This is a genomic window from Maribacter zhoushanensis, assembly GCF_029350975.1.
GTDB lineage: Bacteria > Bacteroidota > Bacteroidia > Flavobacteriales > Flavobacteriaceae > Maribacter > Maribacter zhoushanensis.
Map to the genome: position 1 here is coordinate 665,827 of NZ_JARKMR010000001.1, position 23,735 is coordinate 689,561.

Consider the following 23,735-nt stretch of genomic DNA (forward strand, 5'->3'; position numbering starts at 1 on the left):
TGAAGATTATCAACCGTGTTTTGATGTAAGTCTTCAAGTTTTGGACTTAATATCTTAGTCTTTAAAGAAAAAAGTATTTTTGATAAGCTATTTTGCATAGATAATTGAAATAGTGGGCCATTTCATACTATTTGATTATAGATGTTTAATATGGGGGTATTGAATGCTTTCAATAATATAGTGCAACTAAAATTAAAATGTTATGAGGTCTAATTTTAAATATAGTAAGTATGTAGTTCCAAAATTATTTTATTGGACAATTTTACAATCTTAATCGACGAATTGTAATACCTGTCGTTTTTGTTCAGCGGTTATTTTTTTGTTGAAATTTTGCATTACCGTATCAATAGCCAAATATTTTTCTGCGTAGTTCCGTGCTGCCTGTTTAATGTCTTGATTATCCACCTCACCTAGACCTATTAAAATTCCGGTATCTAAAGCTTCTTGATTTTCTGGGGCTACTAAAATACCCATGTTATGTTTACTGACCACGCGATGTAAACTAGAATTTGGGTTTGCCGTTATCAAAGCTAACCCCCCTACGGAAAGAATAGTAGTTAATTTTGAAGGCATCACCAAATCACTGGCTTTTTCTTTCTGTATCACCAAATGTATATCTGCAATATTTAAAAATTTATTAAACTTGCCTTTAGGTTGTAGGGGCATAAAATGAACATTGTTCAAATTCATGTTTTTGGCTTTTTCTTTCAAAACTTCCTTGTAGGGTCCTGTTCCACAAATGATAAATTGCAAATGTTGATGGTCTACTAGATTTTTTGCGGAAGTTAAAATGGCATCTAAGCCTTGTTTTTCACCTATAGCTCCAGAATATAGTACTATAAAATCCGATGATTTAAAGCCCCAATTTTTTTTATAATCTTTACTGTTTTCAATGGGATAAAAGGTATTGGTATCTGTCCAATTGGGAAAAAATGATATAGGTTTCAATGCCTTACGTTCTATTTTTTCAATCATGCCATCAGAGATACTACTAATAATATCGGTATGCTTATAAATGTATTTTTCTATACCGTATAAAGTCTTTAAAAGTTTTGGGGATTTAATCATTCCCAAATCTTGTGCAGCCTCAATTTGCATATCTTGAATGTGGTGTATATGAATAGCACCTTTAAGTTTCTTGTAAAAGACGCCGAGTAAACCAATTTGAAAAGAAGGGGCGACGGTAATAACTCTGCTATATTTTTTACAACATAGAAGGGGAATACTTACTAAAAAGGCGGATAATGAAAAGGTACAGTCTAGTAACATTCTTTTTAGACCGCTAGGTTTATTGGGCACGTACATTGGGCATCTAATAACACGTAGTTTTCCTCCAGATTCAAAATTGGTCACTTCTTTTTTATACCAAAATCGGTTCTTTCTATAGGGTTTCTGTATTTTCCAATAAGGATAATAAGGGTAGGAGGTTAGAACGGTACACTCATGTCCCTTTTCTGCCAACCAATGCATCATTTCTCCTGAATATTTTCCAATACCAGTAAGCTCAGGAGAAAAATTATAGCCGACGAACAAAATGCGTTTTGTATTATTTGTTTTCATGGTGTGTGCATTAAAAGATTTGTATTGTGGGAATATGATAACTGCAAATGCAAAAAATATTTGAATAAATGATATGTCTATTATTTTATACTAAGAAGTAGTAATAGACTTGTAGAATGATTCTATTTCTAGCAAGACATTTTTGCCGTTGAAGTTTTTAACCTGCTCCAGGCCAGTTTTTTTTAAACTTATAAGTTTATCGTTACTTAAATTTAAAGTAGTATCAATAACTTTTGCCGCTTTAGTTGCCCAAGGCTTAATTTCGTTAGGCGATATACAAGGGTCTATATAGATAGCCGCTTTACCACCAACTTCATTCATTGGTGCTGCATTGGTAGTTATAACGGGGCAAGCACATGCCATTGCTTCTGCAATAGGCCAACCAAAACCTTCTGCCAAGGAGGGAAAGAGAAATAGAGAGGCTCCTTGATATGCATTTAATAAAATGTGATTTTCAACCCGGATCAAAAAATGAATATCGTTCTTAAAAGGCGAAGCTTCAAACAATGTTTTAATTTCTTTATTAGGTGCACTGCCAATTAGTAATAGAGGTAATGTTTTATTTGTGATGGTACGCCATTGGTCATAGATAGCTATAACCCCTTTTTTATTTTTGTAAAAATCGCCTCCTCCAACATGCAGTAGGTAACCATGGCTTACATCTATTTTTAGATGTTTACTCATCACGTATCTTGAAGCTGCAGTTTTACCTACTTTAAACATAGGGTCTATAGCATTGTAAATGTGTGTAATGTGGTCTGGTTTTTTTTTAAGAAATGTTAGCAGTTCTTTTTCTGTATTCTTTGAAATACATAAAAAATTGTTCGCTTTAGAAAATCCCTTAAAAATAAGATGTTGGTACTGTTTCCCAGTCCAGCTTGTTTTGTTTTCTGGGATACGACCTAAAGCAGATTTTAGCGCTATAAAATCATGGCAATGTACTACGTGTAATTTATTTTCTATAAAAGGCATCCACATGCCTAAAGCTTGATCAATTAAAACGTATAGCGTATTTTTTGATTGCTTTTTAGAATTACGTTTTATTTTAAATGGAAAATAAACGAAGGTATCTATATAGCGCAACCATTTTTTAATTGGTTTATGAGTACTGTATTTTGCTAAAAAATTATTTGGAGCCCATACTTCTGTCTTATAGCCTAATTCTTGAAAACCATTATTCAAAAATTCGGTGTAGCGAGTCATGCTAAACCCTCTAAACTCTTCATGATGGGTTAGAAAAATAATTTTCATCCTCTCCGTTCTATTAACCTAATATCTTAATTAATCTTGTTTTCTTTAAGACTTTAATAATTAATAATGTTGCAATAAAGACTATTGTTACAATAACTAGAGATAACAGAATATTTATCCAGGTGTGTGTTTGTACTTCTGTGTTTATTAATCCAGTATGTTCAATAATATTATTTAATAGAATTATTACAAGAGGGTTACTGACAAAAATGATTAGCGTGTTTTGACCAATAAAACTTATTAGTTTATTGATCTTTTCTGTATAATTCAACGGTTTTTTTTGAGTAAAAAAAGCACAAAATAAAGATGAAAAAATAAGAGTTCCCAAAGTTATATAATCAAAATGCTCAAAATTATATTTGCCTAGGTAGAATAATTCTAATCCTAGTATAATAGGGGAAAATAGAAATATTGTAGAAATTTTTTTGGAAGGATTTCTAGCTAATGAAATGCCAATGAACACATAGATTATCCAGAAATAAAAGGGTCGATAGCCTAATTTAACTATCATTTCAGGAAGCATATAGAAATAAAACTCAAAATAGGTATATAGAATAAATGTTAATATTATAAATAAGAATCTAAGAATTTTTATATGGTATATTTTTCTTAACAGTGGATAGATGATAATTAATTGAAAGAGGATAATAAAGAAATATTGTCCTGACCAACCGTAACCACTGAAATATTGTGAAAATAAATTTTTGAACGTTAAAGTAGACCAATTAACAGAAAGTAGAAAGTATAGTAAGCTCCATATCAGAAAAACCCGCAAGAGGTGGATGAAACGAGTTGTTAGATATTTTTTTTTGTCGTTTTCTTTTCTTAAGAAGTGTTTTTCTAAAAAATAGGCCCAAAGAATTATAAAACAGGGAACTGCAAATCTATAAGCATCTCGTATAAATATTAATATTGAAGTTTTATCTATTAATGAATAAGCATGGATATATACTACTCCAAAAATTGAAATACTTTTCAATAAATCTCCATTAATATTTCGAGGCATTAGATTAATTCTATTTTATTAGTAATCAGCATCAAATTCTTTATGAGAATTTGATGTTTTTATTAATATATAAAAGTGGTTTCAAATAATTAATATTCAAAAATTTCAACTTCCATTTAATTGATTCTTTTTCTAAGAAATAACACACTACGAAGAAAAACGGAAAAAATATTAATTGATAAGTTAGAGCTATTTGTTGATTTTTAAAATAAAGTAATATTGGATAATGTAAAGCATAAATAGCATAACTTCCTTCTCCAATTTTATAAAACAGAAAATTTAAAATACTTTCAAGTTTTTTTAGTTTTATTTTATCTAGTATTACTATTGCAAAGTAAAAAATACCATTCATACACATGCCTTTGCCAATATTGATAAAATTGTTAGAAGGAATAAAATCTTTTAGTAAAAGAATAATTAAGCCAAATATGAAATTTATCAAGAAAAAAAAGTGTCTTTTTTTCTGATTTATAAAATATTGAGCTGAAAAATATGCCAAAATCCATGTAACAAATCCCCCTAAAAATAAAAATTGTGGGATAAAAAGAATCTTTTTATTTATCAATATACCTAAAAGTGCTAATAGTATTAGTAAAGAATATTTTATGTAAAGACTCGTATTTTTTAAATATTTGCTGTTAATTAAATAAACTAAAGGAAAAAATAAATAAAAAAACATTTCAAAAGATAAAGACCACAATGGTCCATTCAAACCATAAGGAATTACCCACGAATTTTCAATTATTTTACCTGTTTGTAAGAAGAGTAAATTGCCAATTAAATTTTTAATATTAAAGTCTGGTAAGTTTTGTAAGTTCATTACGAGACCAATTAACAATGATAGTGTAATGGCTATCCAATAAATAGGCAAAATTCTTTTAAATCTACGATATAAGTATCCATTGATATCGTCTTTATTTTTTAAAGGTCTTTTGATTGTGCTTAACCCTATTGAAAAGCCTGAAATTATGAAGAATAATAAAACGGCTTCAAAATTTAAATCAGATATAAATTTAAATATAAGATAAATCTTTTCAGATAAGATACTGTGAAAAATGTTCTTGTTTAATTTAAAAATATGATGATATAAAACTACTAGGGCTGCCATTCCTCTAATACTATCTAAAATTTTTAAGCGACGGAATTTTCGTTTTCTATTTAATTCCATATAATTACAATAATTTTTTGTTGAAGATTTTTAAACGGGACTTATAATTTGTAGAAAAGTATCTGTCTTTTTTCAACTTCTTGATAGTTAACAGTTCACCTATTTCTTAAAACAGACCATTTAGGCTGTAATATTTTATATGCTGTTATTACAAATAATAATATTATTAAGTAAGTAACAATGTCTTGTAAATATCCTCTTAGAATATAACTTAGGTCACTACTAATACCATTGGCATTAGTAAAAAGCCCTAGGAAATTAAAAATGCTCATTATGGCCAATGGTGCATATTTAATTCCACTTTTAGAGAAGAGTATAAAAGTATTTAGAAGTTTGAAAACGATAAAGAATACAAAAGCTTGAAATGGGAAGTACCAGTATCCAAATGTAGCTAATCCATCTCCAACATGACTTGTAACGCGATATCCGCCTAAACTTCTACCAGATAATAAATCTCCTCTAGAAAATTCGTAGAGAGATTTATTAAATTCAATACCCAAAAAACTAAGTATTGGTGATGGGATTAACCCAATCATACCAATTGAAAAATAGTTTATCATCTGGTTGCTTGCAAACCCTTTTTTTTCAGCTAAATATAGGGTTTCATCAGTAATTCTCATATTTGCGTATCTCTCAAGCATGAAATTATCTACATATTCTTCTGACCAAGCTTGATGATAGTTGGTTAAAGGATTGTATTGCTTTTTTTGTCGTTTTAGTTTTAACCTATTCATTAAGCTTTTATCCTGTAAAATCTCAATTGTTTTCTCAAAAGCTTTAAGTTTATCAGCATTATTCCTTTGTTCAGCATCGTATAGCATAACCTCTCTAGTATGCAACATTGCTGTCGATAGGTTTGTAAGAAAATTCAAAGTAAAATATATTAGTATACAACCAAGAATGAATTTTAAGGGCGAAACAAGTTTTGTCAGATTTATATTTTTAATAATAACATGCAAAAAGAACAACAGACCCATGGTTCCAAATGGTGTTATAATTAAATGTCTTTTATTAGAAGCTACGTTTAATGTGATTACTAAAATGGTGTACACCCAAACCAATTTTGTTTGTTTATATTTTACCTTAATTAAATCTGGAAATAATAGGCATATAGGTGCAAACATGAGGTATTCTAGCCCAATTAGAAATTTTCCGGAAACATCACCGTATTCAACTCCGCCTCGACTTAAATTATAAACCTTTATAACAAAACCTATTAACCCCATTGCCCAAATAATAGGGGGGTTAATTTCATAGAAATTAACTTTTTTTAAAGTCTTTTGAATAATATTATTTTTAAAAACTGCTTTATTAGGATTACATGCAAAATAAAAGGCCATTGAGGAAATAAGAAACAGTATGGTTTCACCAATGAAAGTTTGATATGGTCGTTCAAACCCATAAGTTATAGGTTTACCTTCTACCAAAGTTGCTATAAGAGGTAGAAATCGATACATGAACATAGAAAGGTACATGAGAAATGCAAATGGGAATAGTTTAATATAAACGGCTTTAAAAAAATAAGAAAACACCATGTAACTAATGACTGCCATAACACAACCGAAAAAGTTAGGAATGGAAGGGAAAAATATTAATTCACCAACTACTCCAATTACTAAAATTACCTTTAGTACTAGGTTTATTTGGCGAATGCTATGGTTTTCTGAGTAAATCATATTTTAAGAGTAATTATCAAAACCCTATTAGGTTATTGAGAAGAACTTTTATTTTTTATGCCTTTTAGTTTAGTTTTAATTTGTTGATTTAGCGTCATGAAATCTGATATGCCGTGCTTATATAAATCACCCAAGGTCATATGCATTAATTTACAGCCAAGAGGTAGTATTAGTATGACTAATAAAATATCTAATGTTAGAGCACCTAACGCTGCACCCACTAAACCTAAGTAGCTAGAGAATATGTAAGTAAATGCTACCGAGATTAATGCGCCAATAATTCCGTAAATGCCCATTTTTTTAGGTTGGTTGACTGCTCTGAATACCATCTCTGCACTATACCATAAGGCGTTGAATATTAAACCTGAGATACTTATATACCACATAGCTAATGGTAATTCAAGAGCATTTTTTGTCCATATGTTATAAAACCAAGGACCAAATATTGCCAATAGTATACATCCTAAAATTGATAAAATAAACACACCTAAAATAGATATTCGAAATATTTTTTTTGCAGTTTGCCATTGATTTTTACCAATGTAATACTGTAATTCTGGAAAAACGGTTGGTTCAACCAAATACAGAAATTGGTTAAATGATCTACTTAATGTTCTAACGGTGTTGAAGATTGCAACCGCTTCAGGACCAAGTACAATTCTTACTACGAATGTGGTACCTTGGAAATAAATAATTTGCCATACAGGCAGCATTAAATAACTAAGTCCTTTAGCGGTAATGTCCTTTAAAATGTTTTTATCCTTGATACCAACATGCGTTTTAAAAAGACCAATTACTTTCTTACCTTTTATACCATAAAAAATTATAAATAATAAAGTTACTATGAATTGCGTAATAGCAAACTCTATAACACCATATCCTAAGACAAGAACTAGTAACCCCGTGCCAATTAAAAATGCTGATTTCGTGGTAATCAAATTGATACTTAAAGCTGCTTTTTGTGCAGCTCTATAGTAAGATTCCATCAATTGTAAATAGAACATTAGTAATTGTGCAACAATCATAAATGAAACTGCGACAATTGCATCGGTCTTGTCAATTAAAGATTTTTCGAACACATTAAAATAATCTAACAACACTATAGTCAATGCACTGACCACAATTGCTATGAATATCATAATGGTAATTATGTAAAAACCGGTTTTACTTATGTTTGCAGCTTTTTGTTTATTACCTGCGGCATAAGTTAGAACAAAGCTGTTGCCGGCCGCAGACCCAAATCCTAAATTAGAAAAAGCCATGACACTTGGTATTATGGTCAGTGTTAGCCATTCTCCATAATAAGCTGCACCCCAAGCCGTAATAAAAAATGGAACTAAGAATAATTGTTCAACAACCCTGACTACTTTTTGTAGAATTGAGGCTAGACCATTACTTAGTATTCTTTTGTTTAAAGACATGTAAATCTTTTATTTATGCGAATATTAAAAAGGTTCTCTTTCAAAAAATTACATGTAGGTATCTTTTGGTGCTGTATCATTCAGTAAAACCATACAGTTTTTAAGCTTTTCGTTTTGATAGATATTTTCAACAATACTTAAGTGCTCTTTTTTTGTAAAATTTTCACGTACTACATAAATTGTACTATCAATAAATGGGTTAAGGGCATAAGCATCTGATACCAGCCCAATAGGTGCCGTATCAATAATGATTCTGTCAAATTCTTGTTTCAGCTCATTAATTAAAATACCAACGCGTTCATGTAAAACAATTGTGCTTATTTGTCCAATTACTTTACCAGAACCCATAATCTGTAAATTTTCAATATTGCTATAACTTTGTAGTAAAGGCGCTTTGTCTATTCCCTTTTTTATAATGAAATCCGTAATACCATTTTTTTCATCCAAATTAAAATAACTCATTAAAGAAGGCTGTCTTAAATCAAATGAAAGTAAGGCTACTTTTTCTCCAACCGAGGCAAGTGATAAAGCGAAGTTTGCTGCAATGAAAGTTTTTCCTTCACCCTTTACCGAAGACGTGATCATTATCGTTTTATTTGGTGCATCTTTTATTAAGTAATCTATATTAAAACGTAATAATCTGAATAATTCTAAGGTAGGGGATTGTTCTTCTCCCTCTTCTTCTTTGGTTAGAATTAACTTAGAGTCTTTGTTTTTTGAAATTTCACCAACTAAAGGAGCAGCAGTTAACTGTTTAACCTCATCTGAAGAAGTGATATTCGTATTAAATGTGTTTTTAAAATATATTATAGATATAGGTAGAAAAAGGCCAAGTAATAAGCCTGCTAAATACGTTAATTTCTTATTTGGACTGATGGGGTAAAGACCCGCCTTTGGTTGATTAATAACACGTGTAGAAGAGGCTGGGGCCGCAAGAGACAGAACTTCTTCTTCTCTTTTTTGTAGTAAGTATAGATACAAGCCTTCTTTGGTGCTCTTGTCTCTGCTAATGTCTAATAATTTTTTTTCCATACCTGGCACTCTTGCCAATTGTGCATCGTACCTATTCGCATTTTCTTGTAAATTACGTTTTGCCAATGAGAGCCCGTTTTTTGTACTTTGAACATTTTGTAAAATGGACTGTCTCAAGTTAGATAAGTTGCCGTCCAGTTTTATAATCATTGGGTTTGACGTAACAGCCGATTGAGAAAGATTTTGTCTCTCTAAAAGAGTAGCGTTGTATTTGCTGATTTGTTCAGTGAGTGTTCGGTCATTAATAGAAAATCCACCTCCAATAGAATTTTCAATTGTTCCGTTTAATAATGTTTGTTCTACTTGACTTAAAATATTTATTTGACTTTGATAATCAGAAGCTTTTTCTTTATAATCGTTTGCTTGTTGAATATATGTGTCAGCATTACTAGATACATCGGTTACTACATTTTTAGTTTTAAAATCAACAACAGATTTTTCTACATTTTCAATTTCACCTGATAGTAATTTTAAACGATTATCAATTATTTTGATAGTATTTTCAGCTATCTCATTTTCATATTTAATAGTTCTTTCTATGTAGGTGTTAATAAGTTTAGTTAAAATGTCTTCCCCTTTTGTTTTATGTGTAGAAACGAAGGTCATTCTAAGAAGACTTCCTGTGTCGTTGTCAGGATATACACTTAGGTTTTTTAAATAGGAAGTAGCTAATTGTTCTTTATCGGAAACTAAAAAGCGAAGAGGTTTGTACTGGGTAATATCTCTAACTTCAGGTTTTTTTAGTATTGTAAATACACCAAATTTCGTGTTTACGGTTTCACCAAAAGCATGTGTATTATTATATTCTTGTTTTTCATATTCTGTTCTTATTTGATATGAGGTTTCATCTATAAAAGTTAAATCTATAAATTGATCATAAGGTACGATATCCGCATTTTCATCAATCAAAATTTGAACGGGCACTTCTTCACCATAAATCTCCACATCTTTTATACTTCCCTTCACATAAAAGCTGATATTTAAAAAATTATCGGTAATTACTTCCTCCATAATTCCAGAAGAAGTTATGATGCCAATTTCATCTTCTAAACTTTGTGTAGTTTTTATTAATCCAAAATCTCTAAAGCCTTCTATATCGCCAGTATTTTTACCTGAACTAATGCTCTTTAAGTAAATTGTACTATTGATTTCAAATTCATTTTGAGACCAATATCTTAAATATAGAAAAACAAGTGTTAAGCAGGCTATTACTGTAGCAATTATAACCGGCCAGTACTTTAGATAAGATTTAAAAATTTGTCCTATACTTTTGCTTTCAGAAGTTTTTAAATCAAAATTGATTTCATTCATTATTGAAAATGTCTTATTATTCTTAGTTGAAATATTTAATAGCTTTAAAGTAATATCCGCTAAATTAAGGAGCTATTCTTGTACGTTTTAAATATTTTATTTTTTATGAGTAGTCTTTGTGATTATATTCTGTTACATCATTAACAAGGAACATAAATATAAGTATTAATACGCCTTTTCCTCGTTTTTGAAAATATTGGTAACGGTAAGTATGATGATTTGAATGTCTAAAAGTATAGACCATTTTTCCATATAAAAAATATCATAACGTACTCTATTGACAATATCCGATTTATGGATAATTTCTCCTCTATACCCTTTAACCTGTGCAAGCCCAGTAATACCTGGTTTTAGAAAATGACGCACTAGATATTTGTCAACAGAGGTTTCGTATTGTTTGGTATGTACTTCCATATGTGGTCTAGGACCTACAATGCTCATATCGCCTTTAAGAACATTGAAAAATTGCGGTAATTCATCAATGCTGGTTTTTCTTAATATTCTACCAAGTTTGGTAATACGCATGTCGTTCTTTGTAGCCATAACCGTATCACTATCTTTATTTTTAGTCATAGATCTAAATTTGTAACACCAAAAAGTGTTTTTGTTTACACCATGTCTTTTTTGTTTAAAAAATAAAGGTCCTTTAGAGTCTAATTTCATCAAGATGAATACTAGCGGGATTAACCAAGAAAGCACACATATAATCACCATTAATGCAAATAGAATATCGAAAATTCGTTTAATTAAATTGGCGTAATCCAAATCTAAAGGAGATGCTCTTAGGTTTAATACGGGGACAGCATCATACAGTTCTATAGACATTGCTCTGGAGAATAATTCTTTATTATCCGGTATTATTTTAATTTTTTTAAAGCTATTATCAGCTATGTTCATTAAATGTTTGATTTCATCCTTAGATAGACGAGAGGCCAAACAATACACTTCTTCCACATTGTTTTCAAAAATATAATTGAAACTACGTTCTATACTACCTAGATATGTTGGGCTGTTAGATTTAGAATTATCAAAGTACCCCATGTATTTGTAACCATATTCTGGTATATCAAAAATTCTTCTAAGTTTTTTTAGGTTTTTGTCCCGGCCAATTACAACAGCTCTGGTATAGGTAATCTTATTACTTCTAATAAAGTTTCTTGACCAATAAAAGAATATTCTAAAAAGAGTCAATAAGGCACAAATAACCATAAAGACCATGAATAGATATTGCCAAGAGTAGGGGTAAGGTTTTAAAAAAGCAAACGACGTAAAGTAAACTAAACCAAATAAAATGAATAAAGTAAAAAAGCTTTTTAGATTGACATTAAAACTTTCTCGTCTTGCCGTAGGATAAAAATCTATAGCATAGGTAATCATAAACCAAGTGACATTAAAATATATAATACTGAAAACCGTATTGAAGGTTATTGGAGTAAGTATGTATAAGGTAATGTTAATGATTAATAGGTGCGCTATAAAAGAAAGCGGAATGACATAAAATGATTTTTTCATTTTATTTATAGGTTGAAATTTGGTTTAGGGTAATTAAAAATAGTAGCGTAAAAATGGGTGTGCCGAGTTGCTCAGCCTGTATATACTTGTAATGTCTATTTAAATTTGATATAGCGCTCCGCGCGGTCGGTCACATTTTACGTAGGCCAACAATTGGTAAAAAAGATAAAAACGAAGTTTACCAAAGACTTCAAAAAAATATATGGGGGAGGTGATATTACGAAGCAAACATAAGTAGCTTAATGTAAGATTCCAAAATTAAATAGGGGTGATTTTATGAATTATGATATGCTTATTTTTAAAGGAAATTAGCATAGGTATTGACATAAAATTACCTAAATAATTATCATTTGTAAATATTGACTTACATGATTTGTGGCCTAGTGTAAGATCATTTATAAAAGATTATTTGTTCTTAACGGCAAGACGGCTAAGTATTGAAGAATATTAGGAAAAGCTTTGTGTTATTTTGGATAGGCTATTAAAGTGAGAAATACAAAAGGGCAATAAGATTTTGAATTAGACAAGGTCTTTAATTTTCATGTGTAGAACAACGCCCATGCCTTCTAGCACTAGCCTAACTCTTTTAGTGCCAATCTCTATAATCTCGGCTTTTTTATTTTTTAGAGCACCATATTTAATAGATACTTTGTCTCCAGGTTCTAATGTAGTAAGGGTGTAGTTTTCTACTTGGTCGTTAGACAACCATTTTTTTAATTCCTCCATTTCATTGTCTCGGATCACTGCAGGTTTTCCTAACCAATATAAATAACGTACTACGCCAGGAACATCAAATACCTTTTGTCTTTCACATTCTGAAATATTGACGAATACGTATGAAGAAAAAAGAGGTACTTCAATAGTTTTTTTTCTATCGCTCCATTGCTTCACTTCTTTGATCATTGGGCAATAGACATCTACCTGATGAGCCGATAACCTTTCGGCTACCTTCTTTTCATTTTTAGGTTTTACATAAAGTACGTACCAATTTTTGGTCATAAGGTCTAAAAGTAGATTCTGTAATAAGGTAACATTCTTTTTGCTTTTATAGTATTTAGAAGTGCCCTAAAATATGAATATCATAAAGGTTTGTGGTGTTTAAAAGCTTAAAATATTGCGAGGTAGTTATTTATATCATCATAATAATTTCTGTCATTAATTTTAATGTAAGAAAAAGATTACTTAATTTATACTATTATCATATTTAGGTCGTTTTATTTATAACCCAAAATCTTATCGCCTTATGTTTTTAAATCTATTTAAGTCAAGTTCTAAACAAGTGAACACCCAACCTCTTTCTGAAAATTCAGTTTCTATTGAATTAAATTCTTTGTTGAATGATTTAACCATTGATAGTACCGATAAGCAGAAAAATAAAAGCGAGGAAAGTTCTATAAAAGATAAAGCAACAGCTGTGGTTTCTTCATTAGAGAAACAAATAGAAGAGAATCAAATTCTATATGCTAAAATTATGCAAGAGCGAATGATGCGAACTCGCAGAAAATTAGTTTAAAATAACACATATGTTTTTGTAATCGGTTTTTCTTAGGATTAAATCGATTGCAAAAACACTAACTATTTTTTTAGTTATGCCCATAATTTTAAATGTGAAATAGTCGTGAACATTAACTATAATAGTGATTACGTAAAATCATAAAATTTCATTGGATTTTTAAATGTGATTTTTCTAAATCTTTTAATAATTTGTGTTAAATAAGCAAATTTAATCGATGAAAAACTACAGAAAAACGCAAATTACCACAAAATACCCTGCATCTCACAACAAATATATTGATATACAGTATTAAAAGTTAAATTTTGCTAGATAGTGATTGTCTTGATTTGAGGGCACTTTTATAAGTGTTTAAGAATACATGAAGTCATTAGAGCAAAGTATAACTTGATGATGTCCAAACTTACTAAACTACTTTTTTCATTATTTCTATTGATTGGCTTAACCAGCTTTTCAACTGATATTGAAATAAAATCTAATAGCCATTTAACGCATACAAGTGTTGTTGAAACTTATGGCGATGCTTTAGATGTACCTCCAACTTTTTCCAATTGTCCTCCTTCAGATGTGGTCGTTACCTATACTGTAGATGAATGTGGTGCCGTAGTTACTTGGACTCCACCTACAGCGTCTGCAGATGCAGTAAGCGTAACCAGTAATTATAGTCCGGGTGATTCTTTTCTGCCTGGTACAACAGCCGTTATTTATAGAGCAGAAGATTCCGCTGGTAATGTTACAGTATGTACTTTTAATGTTACTGTTGAAGATGATCAAGATCCTATTTTTGATACCTTTCCTACAGATGTAACTTTAACGGCGGATCCAGATACGTGTACAGTTGCCCATACTTGGGCAGAGCCAACGGCTTCTGATAACTGTCCGGCTGGTGAAGGGGAAGCTCCTGTACTTCAAGATTTTGAAAATGCCATTAACCAGTGTTATACTTTTGTACGTTCTTCTATTGAAGGTGGCGGAGTAATAAATGGAACAAGAAATTTAGTTTCTACGGGTATTTCTAGTGGAACTTTTTTTGCAAGTTCAATGACTACTCCTGTTTTTTACTTTAATGGGTTTGGAGAAATTACTTTTTCTCATAGTATATCTGCAGTAAGTAATTCTCCTTCTATTCATTTAGATGTACTAGATGAGAATGGGGTTACTATAACGTCTAGCTACTTTTCAAAAACATATACCACAACAGGTGTACAACAGGAAATCATCCCATTTAATTTGGTGGGTAATTATCAAATTAAAATTAGATATTCTTCTACTTCGCTATTCAATTCAGGAATGGAAGCTTATTTAGATGATTTGCTTATCCCTGGTACTATTGTAACCAATATTAACGATACAAGTTGTGAAATAGCGGATTACGTAATTTTTAGAACTGATGGTACCGGATTGAATAGTGGTGATCAATTTGATATTGGTACAACTACCATACGTTATACGGTTAGGGATGCTTCTGGAAACTTCGTGGAAAGATCGTTTAATATTACGGTAGAGAATGATGTAAGCCCACCTTCAGGTACTACTGAATATATGTATTGTGAAGGTGATACCCCTCCTGAAATGTCGGTAACTGTAGATGTTGCCGGTGGCGAAACCGCTAACTGGTATGATGAATACGGTATGTTGGTAGCCACAGGTGTTACTTCATATACGGCACCTGCTACGGGCGAATTTTACAGAAATTATTTGGTGTATTCACAAAATGCCAATGGGTGTACAAGTGAAAATTTCTTGTCGATAGATTTGTACCAGATTCCAAAACCACCAACTCCGGTAGCGGACAATCCTATTGAATATTGTGTTGGTGATACTCCGGTAGCATTAACGGCTACGGCATTGTCTAATCATACATTACAATGGTACACGGCTGCAACGGGTGGTACTGCTGCTTCAACGGCACCTACACCAACAACTACTAGTGCTGGTACAACATCATACTATGTGAGTCAAACAGATGATTCTACCTCTTGCGAAAGTGATCGTACTCAGATAGATGTTATTGTTTACGCGATACCAACGGCTCCTGTAGTGAATTCTCCAGTAGACTACTGTATTGGTGATACGGCGGCACAGCTAGATTCTCATGCTACGGGTACTAATTTAAGATGGTACGATGCTGCAACGGGTGGAAATGAAATTCCGGGTACTACTACTCCAGATACTTCAACTGTAGGTCAACAATCTTTTTGGGTAACGCAATCAACGGTTAACGGAAGTGCTAATTGTGAAGGACCAAGAAGAAGATTACGTATAAACGTTTATGATGCCCCAGTAATAACTACACAACCAACAAATGAAGCGGTCTGTGAAGGCGGTACGGTTACTTTTGATGTAGCTGCTTCTGGATCAGGAACGATACAATGGCAACTTTTTGATGGGTCTAGTTGGAATGATTTAACGAATACGGCTCCACACGGCGGAGTAACTACAAATACACTTACGGTCACGAATGTAACCCTTGCAATGAGCGGTAACAGGTATCGTGCAATAGCTAGCAGTCCCGCGGCAAGTTGTTCTGATGCTACTTCAGACGAGGCTATTTTGACAGTGAATACATCACCACCTGTACCAACAAGTGGCGGCGACATCACGGAATGTGAGCAAGATCCTATACAGACATTAACGGCTACGGCAACACCACCATCTGGAGCAAGTATTATTTGGTATGATGCTCTTACGGGAGGTAATGTAGTGGCTAGTCCAACATTAAATGCTGTTGGTACTATAACCTATTATGCGGAAAGTAATGATACCGTAAATGGCTGTCCAAGTGTTGGGAGAACAGCGGTCACCTTAACCATTCAACCTGCACCGGTAGCGCCAACAAGTGGCGGCGATATCACGGAATGTGAACAAGACCCTATACAGACGTTAACTGCTACGGCAACGGCACCAACCGGTTCTACTTTGGTATGGTACGATGCTGCTTCTGGCGGAAATGTAGTTGCTAGTCCAGAATGGAATAGTGTAGGAACAGAAATTTATTATGCGGAAAGTCAAGATGATGTTACAGGTTGCCCTAGTGTAACTAGAACAGCGGTTTCTTTAACTATTCAACCTGCTCCAGCTGCACCAACAAGTGGCGGTGATGTTACGGAATGTGAACAAAACCCAATACAAACATTAACTGCGACAGCAACAGTACCTTCAGGTTTTACAATGACATGGTATGATGCCGCTACGGGAGGAAATCTTGTGGCTAGTCCGGAATGGAGTGCTGTTGGTTCGGTAACCTATTATGCAGAAAGTCAAAACAATACTTCAGCGTGTATTTCGCTTTCTAGAACCCCGGTAACTTTAACCATTGATGCTATACCTGATGCTCCTATTAGTGGAGGTGATCAAATAGAGTGTGAGGCTAACCCAACACAAACTATGACCGCAACGGCAACGGCGCCTACTGGATCAACGGTAGTGTGGTATGCTGCGGCAACCGGTGGTAGTGCAATTGGTAGTCCTACCTTAAATGCAGTAGGTACGGTTACTTATTATGCGGAAAGTAGAACTACGAGTAGTGGGTGTATAAGTGAGACAAGAACGGCGGTAACGCTGACCATGAATTCAAACCCTACTATTGCTATTACGCCAAGCTCACAAACATGTTCTGCAGATTTGGCAACCTACTCGGTATCTGTTGATGTGGATAGAGGTACGGTAACTTCAACGGAAGGTACGGTAACTGATAATGGAGGAAATAATTGGACAATAGCTGGAATAACTTCTGGAAACAATATAACCGTTACAGTAACCGATGGAAATTCATGTGCGGAAAGTATTAGTATAAATGCACCAAATTGTGCTTGTCCTACGGTAAACGCACCAACAAGTGGAGGTGATCAAACAGTATGTGAGCAAGATCCTATACAGACATTGACCGCTACGGCAACGGCACCAGCGGGTGCAAGTGTTGTATGGTATGATGCCGCTTCGGGTGGAACTATGGTGGCTAGTCCTACATGGAACACTGTTGGTTCAACTACCTATTACGCAGAAAGTGTTGATGATGTTAACGGATGTACGAGTACTACAAGAACTGCGGTTAATCTTACGATACAAGCAGCTCCTGCCGCGCCAATAAGTGGTGGTGATCAAGCAGAATGTGAAACTGCGCCAATACAAACCTTAACGGCAACGGCTACTTGTGCGGCTGGCAATTCTATTGTTTGGTACGATGCGGCAACGGGCGGTAATGTGGTTGCAACACCTGAATGGAGTTCTGTAGGTACTATGACATTTTATGCGGAAAGCCAAGATGATGCTACTAGTTGTGTTAGTCATTCGCGTACTGCGGTAAGTTTAACAATAGAGCCAAATCCAACCGCTCCGATCAGTGGAGGAAATCAAACAGAATGCGAGACTTCACCAATACAGACATTGACCGCTACGGCAACTGCGCCTTCTGGTTCAACAGTAATTTGGTATGATGCCGCAAGTAACGGTAGTGTTATTACCAACCCTATTTTAGATGCTGTAGGTACAATAACCTATTACGCTGAAAGTGAACATACGACAACATCATGTGTAAGTACCAGCAGAACTGCTGTTATGCTTACCATACAAGATTCTCCGGATATTACGATTGCCACAGCTGCAACTTGTGCTCCTGATTTATTGACCTATTCAGTTTCGGTAGATGTTAGTGAAGGAACGGTTACAACGACCGAAGGAACAGTAGTGGATAACGGTGGTAATAATTGGACGATATCAAATATTACTTCTGGTAACGATATTACATTGACGGTTACGGCACCGAACTCATGTACACAAACTTTAGATGTTACAGCTCCGGATTGTGCTTGTCCGGTGGTTGATGCTCCGATTAGTGGAGGTGATCAAACCGAATGTGAAGAGAATCCTATTCAGACATTAACAGCAACAGCGACCCCACCAGCGGGTGCCACGGTAGTATGGTATGATGCCGCAACTGGCGGGAATGTAGTAGCCGACCCATCTTTAAGCGCTACAGGTACAGTAACTTATTACGCTGAAAGTCGTGACAATGTTACGAATTGTGTAAGCGGAACTAGAACGGAAGTAGTATTAACCATAAATGCTACACCAACCGCTCCGGTAAGTGGAGGGGATATTACGGAATGTGAAACATCACCAACACAAACCTTGACGGCAACGGCAACTGCCCCAGCAGGTTCAAGTATTGTTTGGTATGATGCCGCTACTGGCGGAAATGTAGTCGCTAGTCCTATTTTAGATACAGTAGGTTCGGTAACCTATTATGCGGAAAGTGAAGATAATACCAGTGCTTGTCCAAGTTTTACAAGAACAGCGGTAAACTTGACTATTCAAGATACGCCCGATATTACGATTGCAACGGCAGCAACTTGTGCTCCTGATCTATTGACATATTCAGTTTCAGTAGATGTTAGCGAGGGTACGGTAACTTCAACCGAAGGAACAGTAGTGGATAACGGTGGTAATAATTGGACGATATCAAATATTACTTCCGGTAACGATATTACCTTGACGGTAACTGCTCCAAACAGTTGTGCTCAAACTTTAGATATAACAGCTCCAGATTGTGCTTGCCCTGTAGTTGATGCACCGATAAGTGGAGGTAATCAAACGGAATGTGAACAAAACCCGATTCAGACATTAACGGCAACAGCAACGCCACCTGCGGGAGCAACCGTAATTTGGTATGATGCCGCTACTGGTGGGAATGTAGTAGCCGATCCATCTTTAAGTGCAACAGGTTCAACTACCTATTATGCTGAAAGTCGTGACAATGTTACGAATTGTGTAAGCGGAACTAGAACGGAAGTAGTATTGACTATAAATGAAACACCAACCGCTCCAATTAGTGGAGGGGATATTACGGAATGTGAAACATCACCGATACAAACCTTGACCGCAACGGCAACAGCCCCAGCAGGTTCAAGTGTAGTTTGGTATGATGCCGCTACAGGAGGAAATGTAGTCGCTAGTCCTATTTTAGATGCCGTAGGTTCGGTAACCTATTATGCAGAAAGTGAAAGTGATACGAGTGCTTGTCCAAGTTTTACAAGAACAGCGGTAAACCTGACTATTCAAGATACTCCGGATATTACAATTGCAACAGCGGCAACTTGTGCTCCTGATCTATTGACATATTCAGTTTCAGTAGATGTTAGCGAGGGTACGGTAACTTCAACCGAAGGAACAGTAGTGGATAACGGTGGTAATAACTGGACGATATCAAATATATCTTCCGGTAACGATATTACCTTGACGGTAACAGCACCAAATAGTTGTGCTCAAACTTTAGATATAACAGCTCCGGATTGTGCTTGCCCTGTAGTTGATGCACCGATCAGTGGAGGTGATCAAACGGAATGTGAAGAGAATCCTATTCAGACATTGACCGCTACGGCAACGCCACCAGCAGGAGCGACCGTAATTTGGTACGATGCCGTTACTGGTGGAACTATAGTAGCCGATCCATCTTTAAGTGCAACAGGTTCAACTACCTATTATGCAGAAAGTCGTGATAATGTAACCAATTGCGTGAGCAGTACTAGAACAGCAGTTATTTTGACTATTGAAGCTGCTCCAACAGCTCCAACTAGTGGAGGTGACCAGGTTGTATGTGAGCAGAATCCAATCCAGACACTAACTGCAACAGCGACTGCTCCTGTAGGTTCAAATGTTGTTTGGTATGACGCAGCTACTGGAGGAAATGTGGTTGCAAGCCCAATTTTAAATGCTGTTGGTAATATAACGTACTATGCGGAAAGTGATAACGCTACATCATCATGTATCAGTTTAACTAGAACTGCAGTTTCCTTGACCATTGAAGCAGCACCTACCGCTCCAATAAGTGGTGGTGATATTACGGAATGTGAGGCTTCGCCAATTCAAACCTTGACAGCTACTGCTACTGCTCCTGCAGGTTCAAGTATTATTTGGTACGATGCTGCATCCGGAGGAAATGTAATTACAAATCCAATTTTAGATGCTGTAGGGTCAGTGACCTATTATGCGGAAAGTGAAAATACGACCAGTTCTTGTGTAAGTCTTTCAAGAACTGCGGTAAACCTAACTATACAAGATACTCCTGATATTACAATCGCAACTGCAGCAACATGTGCCCCTGATCTATTGACATATTCAGTTTCTGTAGATGTTAGCGAGGGTACTGTGACTTCAACTGAAGGAACTGTAGTGGATAATGGAGGTAATAACTGGACCATATCTGGTATCACATCAGGAAATAATATAACATTGACCGTTACTGCACCAAATACTTGTATACAAACTATGGCAGTTACAGCTCCTGATTGTGCCTGTCCTGTAGTTGATGCTCCAATAAGCGGTGGTAATCAGACGGAATGTGAGCAAAATCCAATTCAAACTTTGACAGCTACGGCAACACCACCTGCAGATGCAACTGTGGTTTGGTATGATGCGGCAATAGGAGGTAGTATAGTTACTGATCCATCTTTAAATACCGTAGGTACCATATCGTATTTCGCTGAGAGTGTTCAAAATGTAACTAACTGTATCAGCAATACTAGAACTGAAGTTGTTTTAACGATAGAAGAAACTCCGCCTGCACCTACTAGTGGTGGTGATCAAGCAGAGTGTGAGCAAAACCCTATTCAGACATTAACGGCTACGGTATCTATTCCAACTGGCTATAGTGTGGTGTGGTATGATGCCGCTACGGGCGGTAATGTTGTAACTGACCCAACACTGAATGCTGTGGGCTCAACAACATATTATGCAGAGAAAGTAGATGATGCAAGTTCTTGTACTAGTTTTAGTAGAACTCCGGTGGACTTAACAATTTATGCGTTGCCAACTGTTGTGGCCAATGCTTCGGTAACAACAATTAACGCTGGTGAGCCGGTTACTTTAAACGGTTCTGGTGCTACGTCTTACATTTGGGATAATGGCGTTACAGATGGAGATACCGTATATCCTTTGGTTACTACAACTTATACGGTTGTTGGTACAGATGGCAATACTTGTGAAAATACTGATAGTGTAACCATAACCGTGAATGCTACTTCAGATATTGAAATAGCACACTCCGTAGATAATGCGAATCCAAATGTTGGCGATCTGGTTACGTTTACCTTGACTGCGACCAACAACGGTCCTAGTGATGATACAGGCGGTACTATAATTAATAGCTTGCTTCCTGCAGGATATACTTATGTTAGCGATACAGGTAGTACTGCCAATGGTATTTATGATTCTGCAACAGGAAATTGGACGTTGCCTAGTTTGTCTAACGGTGCAAGTTTAACGGTAGAAATAACGGCTACGGTTAACCCTCCTACAGGTGCGGTAAATGAATATTTAAATATTGCCCAGGTAACTTCGGCAACCAATTATGATGCTGATTCCGTACCTAATAATGATGACGGGGATCAAAGTGAAGATGATGAAGCAGCGGCATCTATAGTTCCGCAAGTAGCAGATTTAGAAGTAACAAATACAATTTCACAGCCAAGTGCAAACCCTGGTGATGCATTGACTATAACTGTTGATGTACTTAATAACGGTCCAGATGATGTTACTAATGTAAGTATAGAAAATGTTGTTCCGGTTGGCTTTACGGTAACGGGAATAAATAATGGCGGTATGCAAAGTGGTAATACTATTACTTGGTCTGGTTTGACCATATCTAATGGTACAACGGAAACATTGACTTTTAACGTTGATGTAAACGACCCGGTAAATACGCCAGACGAATATTTAAACACAGTGCAGGTTGTTACGGTGGATCAGTACGATCCAGACTCAACACCAAATAACGATGATGGTGATCAAAGTGAGGATGATGAAGATAATGTTGAATTACGATTACAATCTACCGATTTAGAAATTATAAATACAGTTGCCCCGGCTACCGGTAATCCTGGCGATGTATTGACCTTTACCGTTGAGGTGGTCAATAATGGAACCGATGATGCTACCAATGTTGTTGTATCCAATATTGTACCTACTGGTTTTACCGTCCTCACTATTAATGATGGTGGATCGCAAACAGATGATGAAATTTTATGGACGGTATTGAGTGTTCCTAACGGTACAACTACCACATTAACATTTGAAGCTTCAATTAATGTACCAACTAATAGTACAGATGAATATGTAAATACGGTACAGATTGTTAACGTAGATCAGTTAGATCCAGATTCTACGCCTAATAATGATGATGGAGATCAAAGTGAAGATGATGAGGACAATGCTGAAATCGTTTTAATTCCGGCAGATTTAAGTTTGGGTATTGCATTAAGTTCAGCATCTAATCCAGCTCCAAATTCGGGTGATACGGTGACTTTTGAACTGACCTTAACAAACGACGGACCTGGTATTGCTACAAATGTTAGTATTGAAAACACCTTGCCAGTTGGGTATACATTAGGTACTGTAAATGATGGTGGTAGTGTTTCTGGAAATGTAATTTCTTGGAATTTTTCCAGTGTGCCGGTAGGTACACAAGTAGTGACTTATGAGGTGACTTTAAATGCGCCAAATAATGTTGCGGATGAATATACCACTATTGCACAGGTAATAGCATCTGATCAATTTGATCCAGATTCAAACCCTAATAACGATGATGGTAACCAGAGTGAAGATGATGAGGACAGTCATATGATCAATGCACCAACGGTAGACTTAGAGATTGCCAAGATGGTAGACAAAGAAGAAACTTTCTTTGAAGATACCATTGTGTTTACAGTAACTGTTACCAATAATAGCACTTATGAAGCTACAAATATAGGAGTGGAAGATGTGCTGCCCTCAGGTTATGAATTTGTATCTGCGACAGCTACTGATGGTGCCTATAGCGAAACAACTTCAACATGGGATATTCCTAGTATAGCAATTGGTGCAACGGCATCATTAGAAATGACAGTTTATGTTACTGATATTGATGATTATACCAATGTAGCTGAACTAATCTATGTGGATCAAGTAGATCTTAATATAGATAATGATAGGGCAGAGGTAACACCAGTGGTTACCCAGGCACAATGCTTTACTGTATTCAACAAGTTTACACCTAATAATGATGGTTTAAACGATGTGTTCTTTATTGAGTGCATAGAGAATTACCCAAATAACAATGTTAAGGTATTTAATAGATGGGGTAACCAAGTATTTGAAATGGATAATTATGATAATACCTGGGATGGTACTTCTATGGGGAGAGCCACAATTAGCGCACCAGAGAAATTGCCCGTAGGTACGTATTTCTATCTAATAGATTTCGGTGATGGTTCAGAACCAAAAACAGGTTGGTTGTACATAACAAGATAAA

11 protein-coding genes are annotated in these 23,735 nt (G+C 35.0%); 2 read left to right on the forward strand and 9 right to left on the reverse strand.

The features are described 5' to 3' along the window. Positions 1-270: 270 nt before the first annotated feature. From PXD56_RS02805 to PXD56_RS02840, 9 genes are all read right to left on the reverse strand, one after another. Positions 271-1,560, reverse strand: a complete 1,290-nt coding sequence (locus PXD56_RS02805; protein ID WP_276491841.1) for a WcaI family glycosyltransferase — start codon at positions 1,558-1,560, stop codon at positions 271-273. 90 nt (positions 1,561-1,650) lie between these two features. Next, entirely contained in the window at positions 1,651-2,811 is a 1,161-nt protein-coding gene (locus PXD56_RS02810) for a glycosyltransferase family 4 protein (protein WP_276491842.1), read from the reverse strand. A gap of 13 nt (positions 2,812-2,824) precedes the next feature. After that, entirely contained in the window at positions 2,825-3,817 is a 993-nt protein-coding gene (locus PXD56_RS18620; RefSeq protein WP_420828436.1) for an acyltransferase family protein, read from the reverse strand. Between the two features lie 40 nt (positions 3,818-3,857). Then, entirely contained in the window at positions 3,858-4,985 is a 1,128-nt protein-coding gene (locus PXD56_RS02815; protein ID WP_276491843.1) for an acyltransferase family protein, read from the reverse strand. Positions 4,986-5,080: 95 nt separating this feature from the next. Next, entirely contained in the window at positions 5,081-6,661 is a 1,581-nt protein-coding gene (locus PXD56_RS02820; RefSeq protein ID WP_276491844.1) for a hypothetical protein, read from the reverse strand. A 32-nt stretch (positions 6,662-6,693) separates the two neighbouring features. After that, a complete protein-coding gene (locus tag PXD56_RS02825; RefSeq protein WP_276491845.1) occupies positions 6,694-8,082 on the reverse strand; it encodes a lipopolysaccharide biosynthesis protein in 1,389 nt (462 codons plus the stop codon). 48 nt (positions 8,083-8,130) lie between these two features. Then, the gene (locus PXD56_RS02830; RefSeq protein WP_276491846.1) at positions 8,131-10,425 is read right to left on the reverse strand and encodes a GumC family protein; all 2,295 of its coding nucleotides are present in this window, start codon (positions 10,423-10,425) and stop codon (positions 8,131-8,133) included. A gap of 165 nt (positions 10,426-10,590) precedes the next feature. Continuing rightward, positions 10,591-11,937, reverse strand: a complete 1,347-nt coding sequence (locus PXD56_RS02835; protein ID WP_276491847.1) for an undecaprenyl-phosphate glucose phosphotransferase — start codon at positions 11,935-11,937, stop codon at positions 10,591-10,593. Between the two features lie 519 nt (positions 11,938-12,456). Then, positions 12,457-12,936 (reverse strand): UpxY family transcription antiterminator, encoded by a 480-nt coding sequence (locus tag PXD56_RS02840; protein WP_276491848.1) that lies wholly within the window; start codon positions 12,934-12,936, stop codon positions 12,457-12,459. A 244-nt stretch (positions 12,937-13,180) separates the two neighbouring features. Between PXD56_RS02840 and PXD56_RS02845 the strand changes: the two genes are divergently transcribed. Together PXD56_RS02845 and PXD56_RS02850 are read left to right on the forward strand one after the other, a co-directional pair. After that, positions 13,181-13,450 (forward strand): hypothetical protein, encoded by a 270-nt coding sequence (locus PXD56_RS02845; RefSeq protein ID WP_276491849.1) that lies wholly within the window; start codon positions 13,181-13,183, stop codon positions 13,448-13,450. Between the two features lie 390 nt (positions 13,451-13,840). After that, the gene (locus PXD56_RS02850; RefSeq protein ID WP_276491850.1) at positions 13,841-23,734 is read left to right on the forward strand and encodes an Ig-like domain-containing protein; all 9,894 of its coding nucleotides are present in this window, start codon (positions 13,841-13,843) and stop codon (positions 23,732-23,734) included. Position 23,735 lies beyond the last annotated feature (1 nt).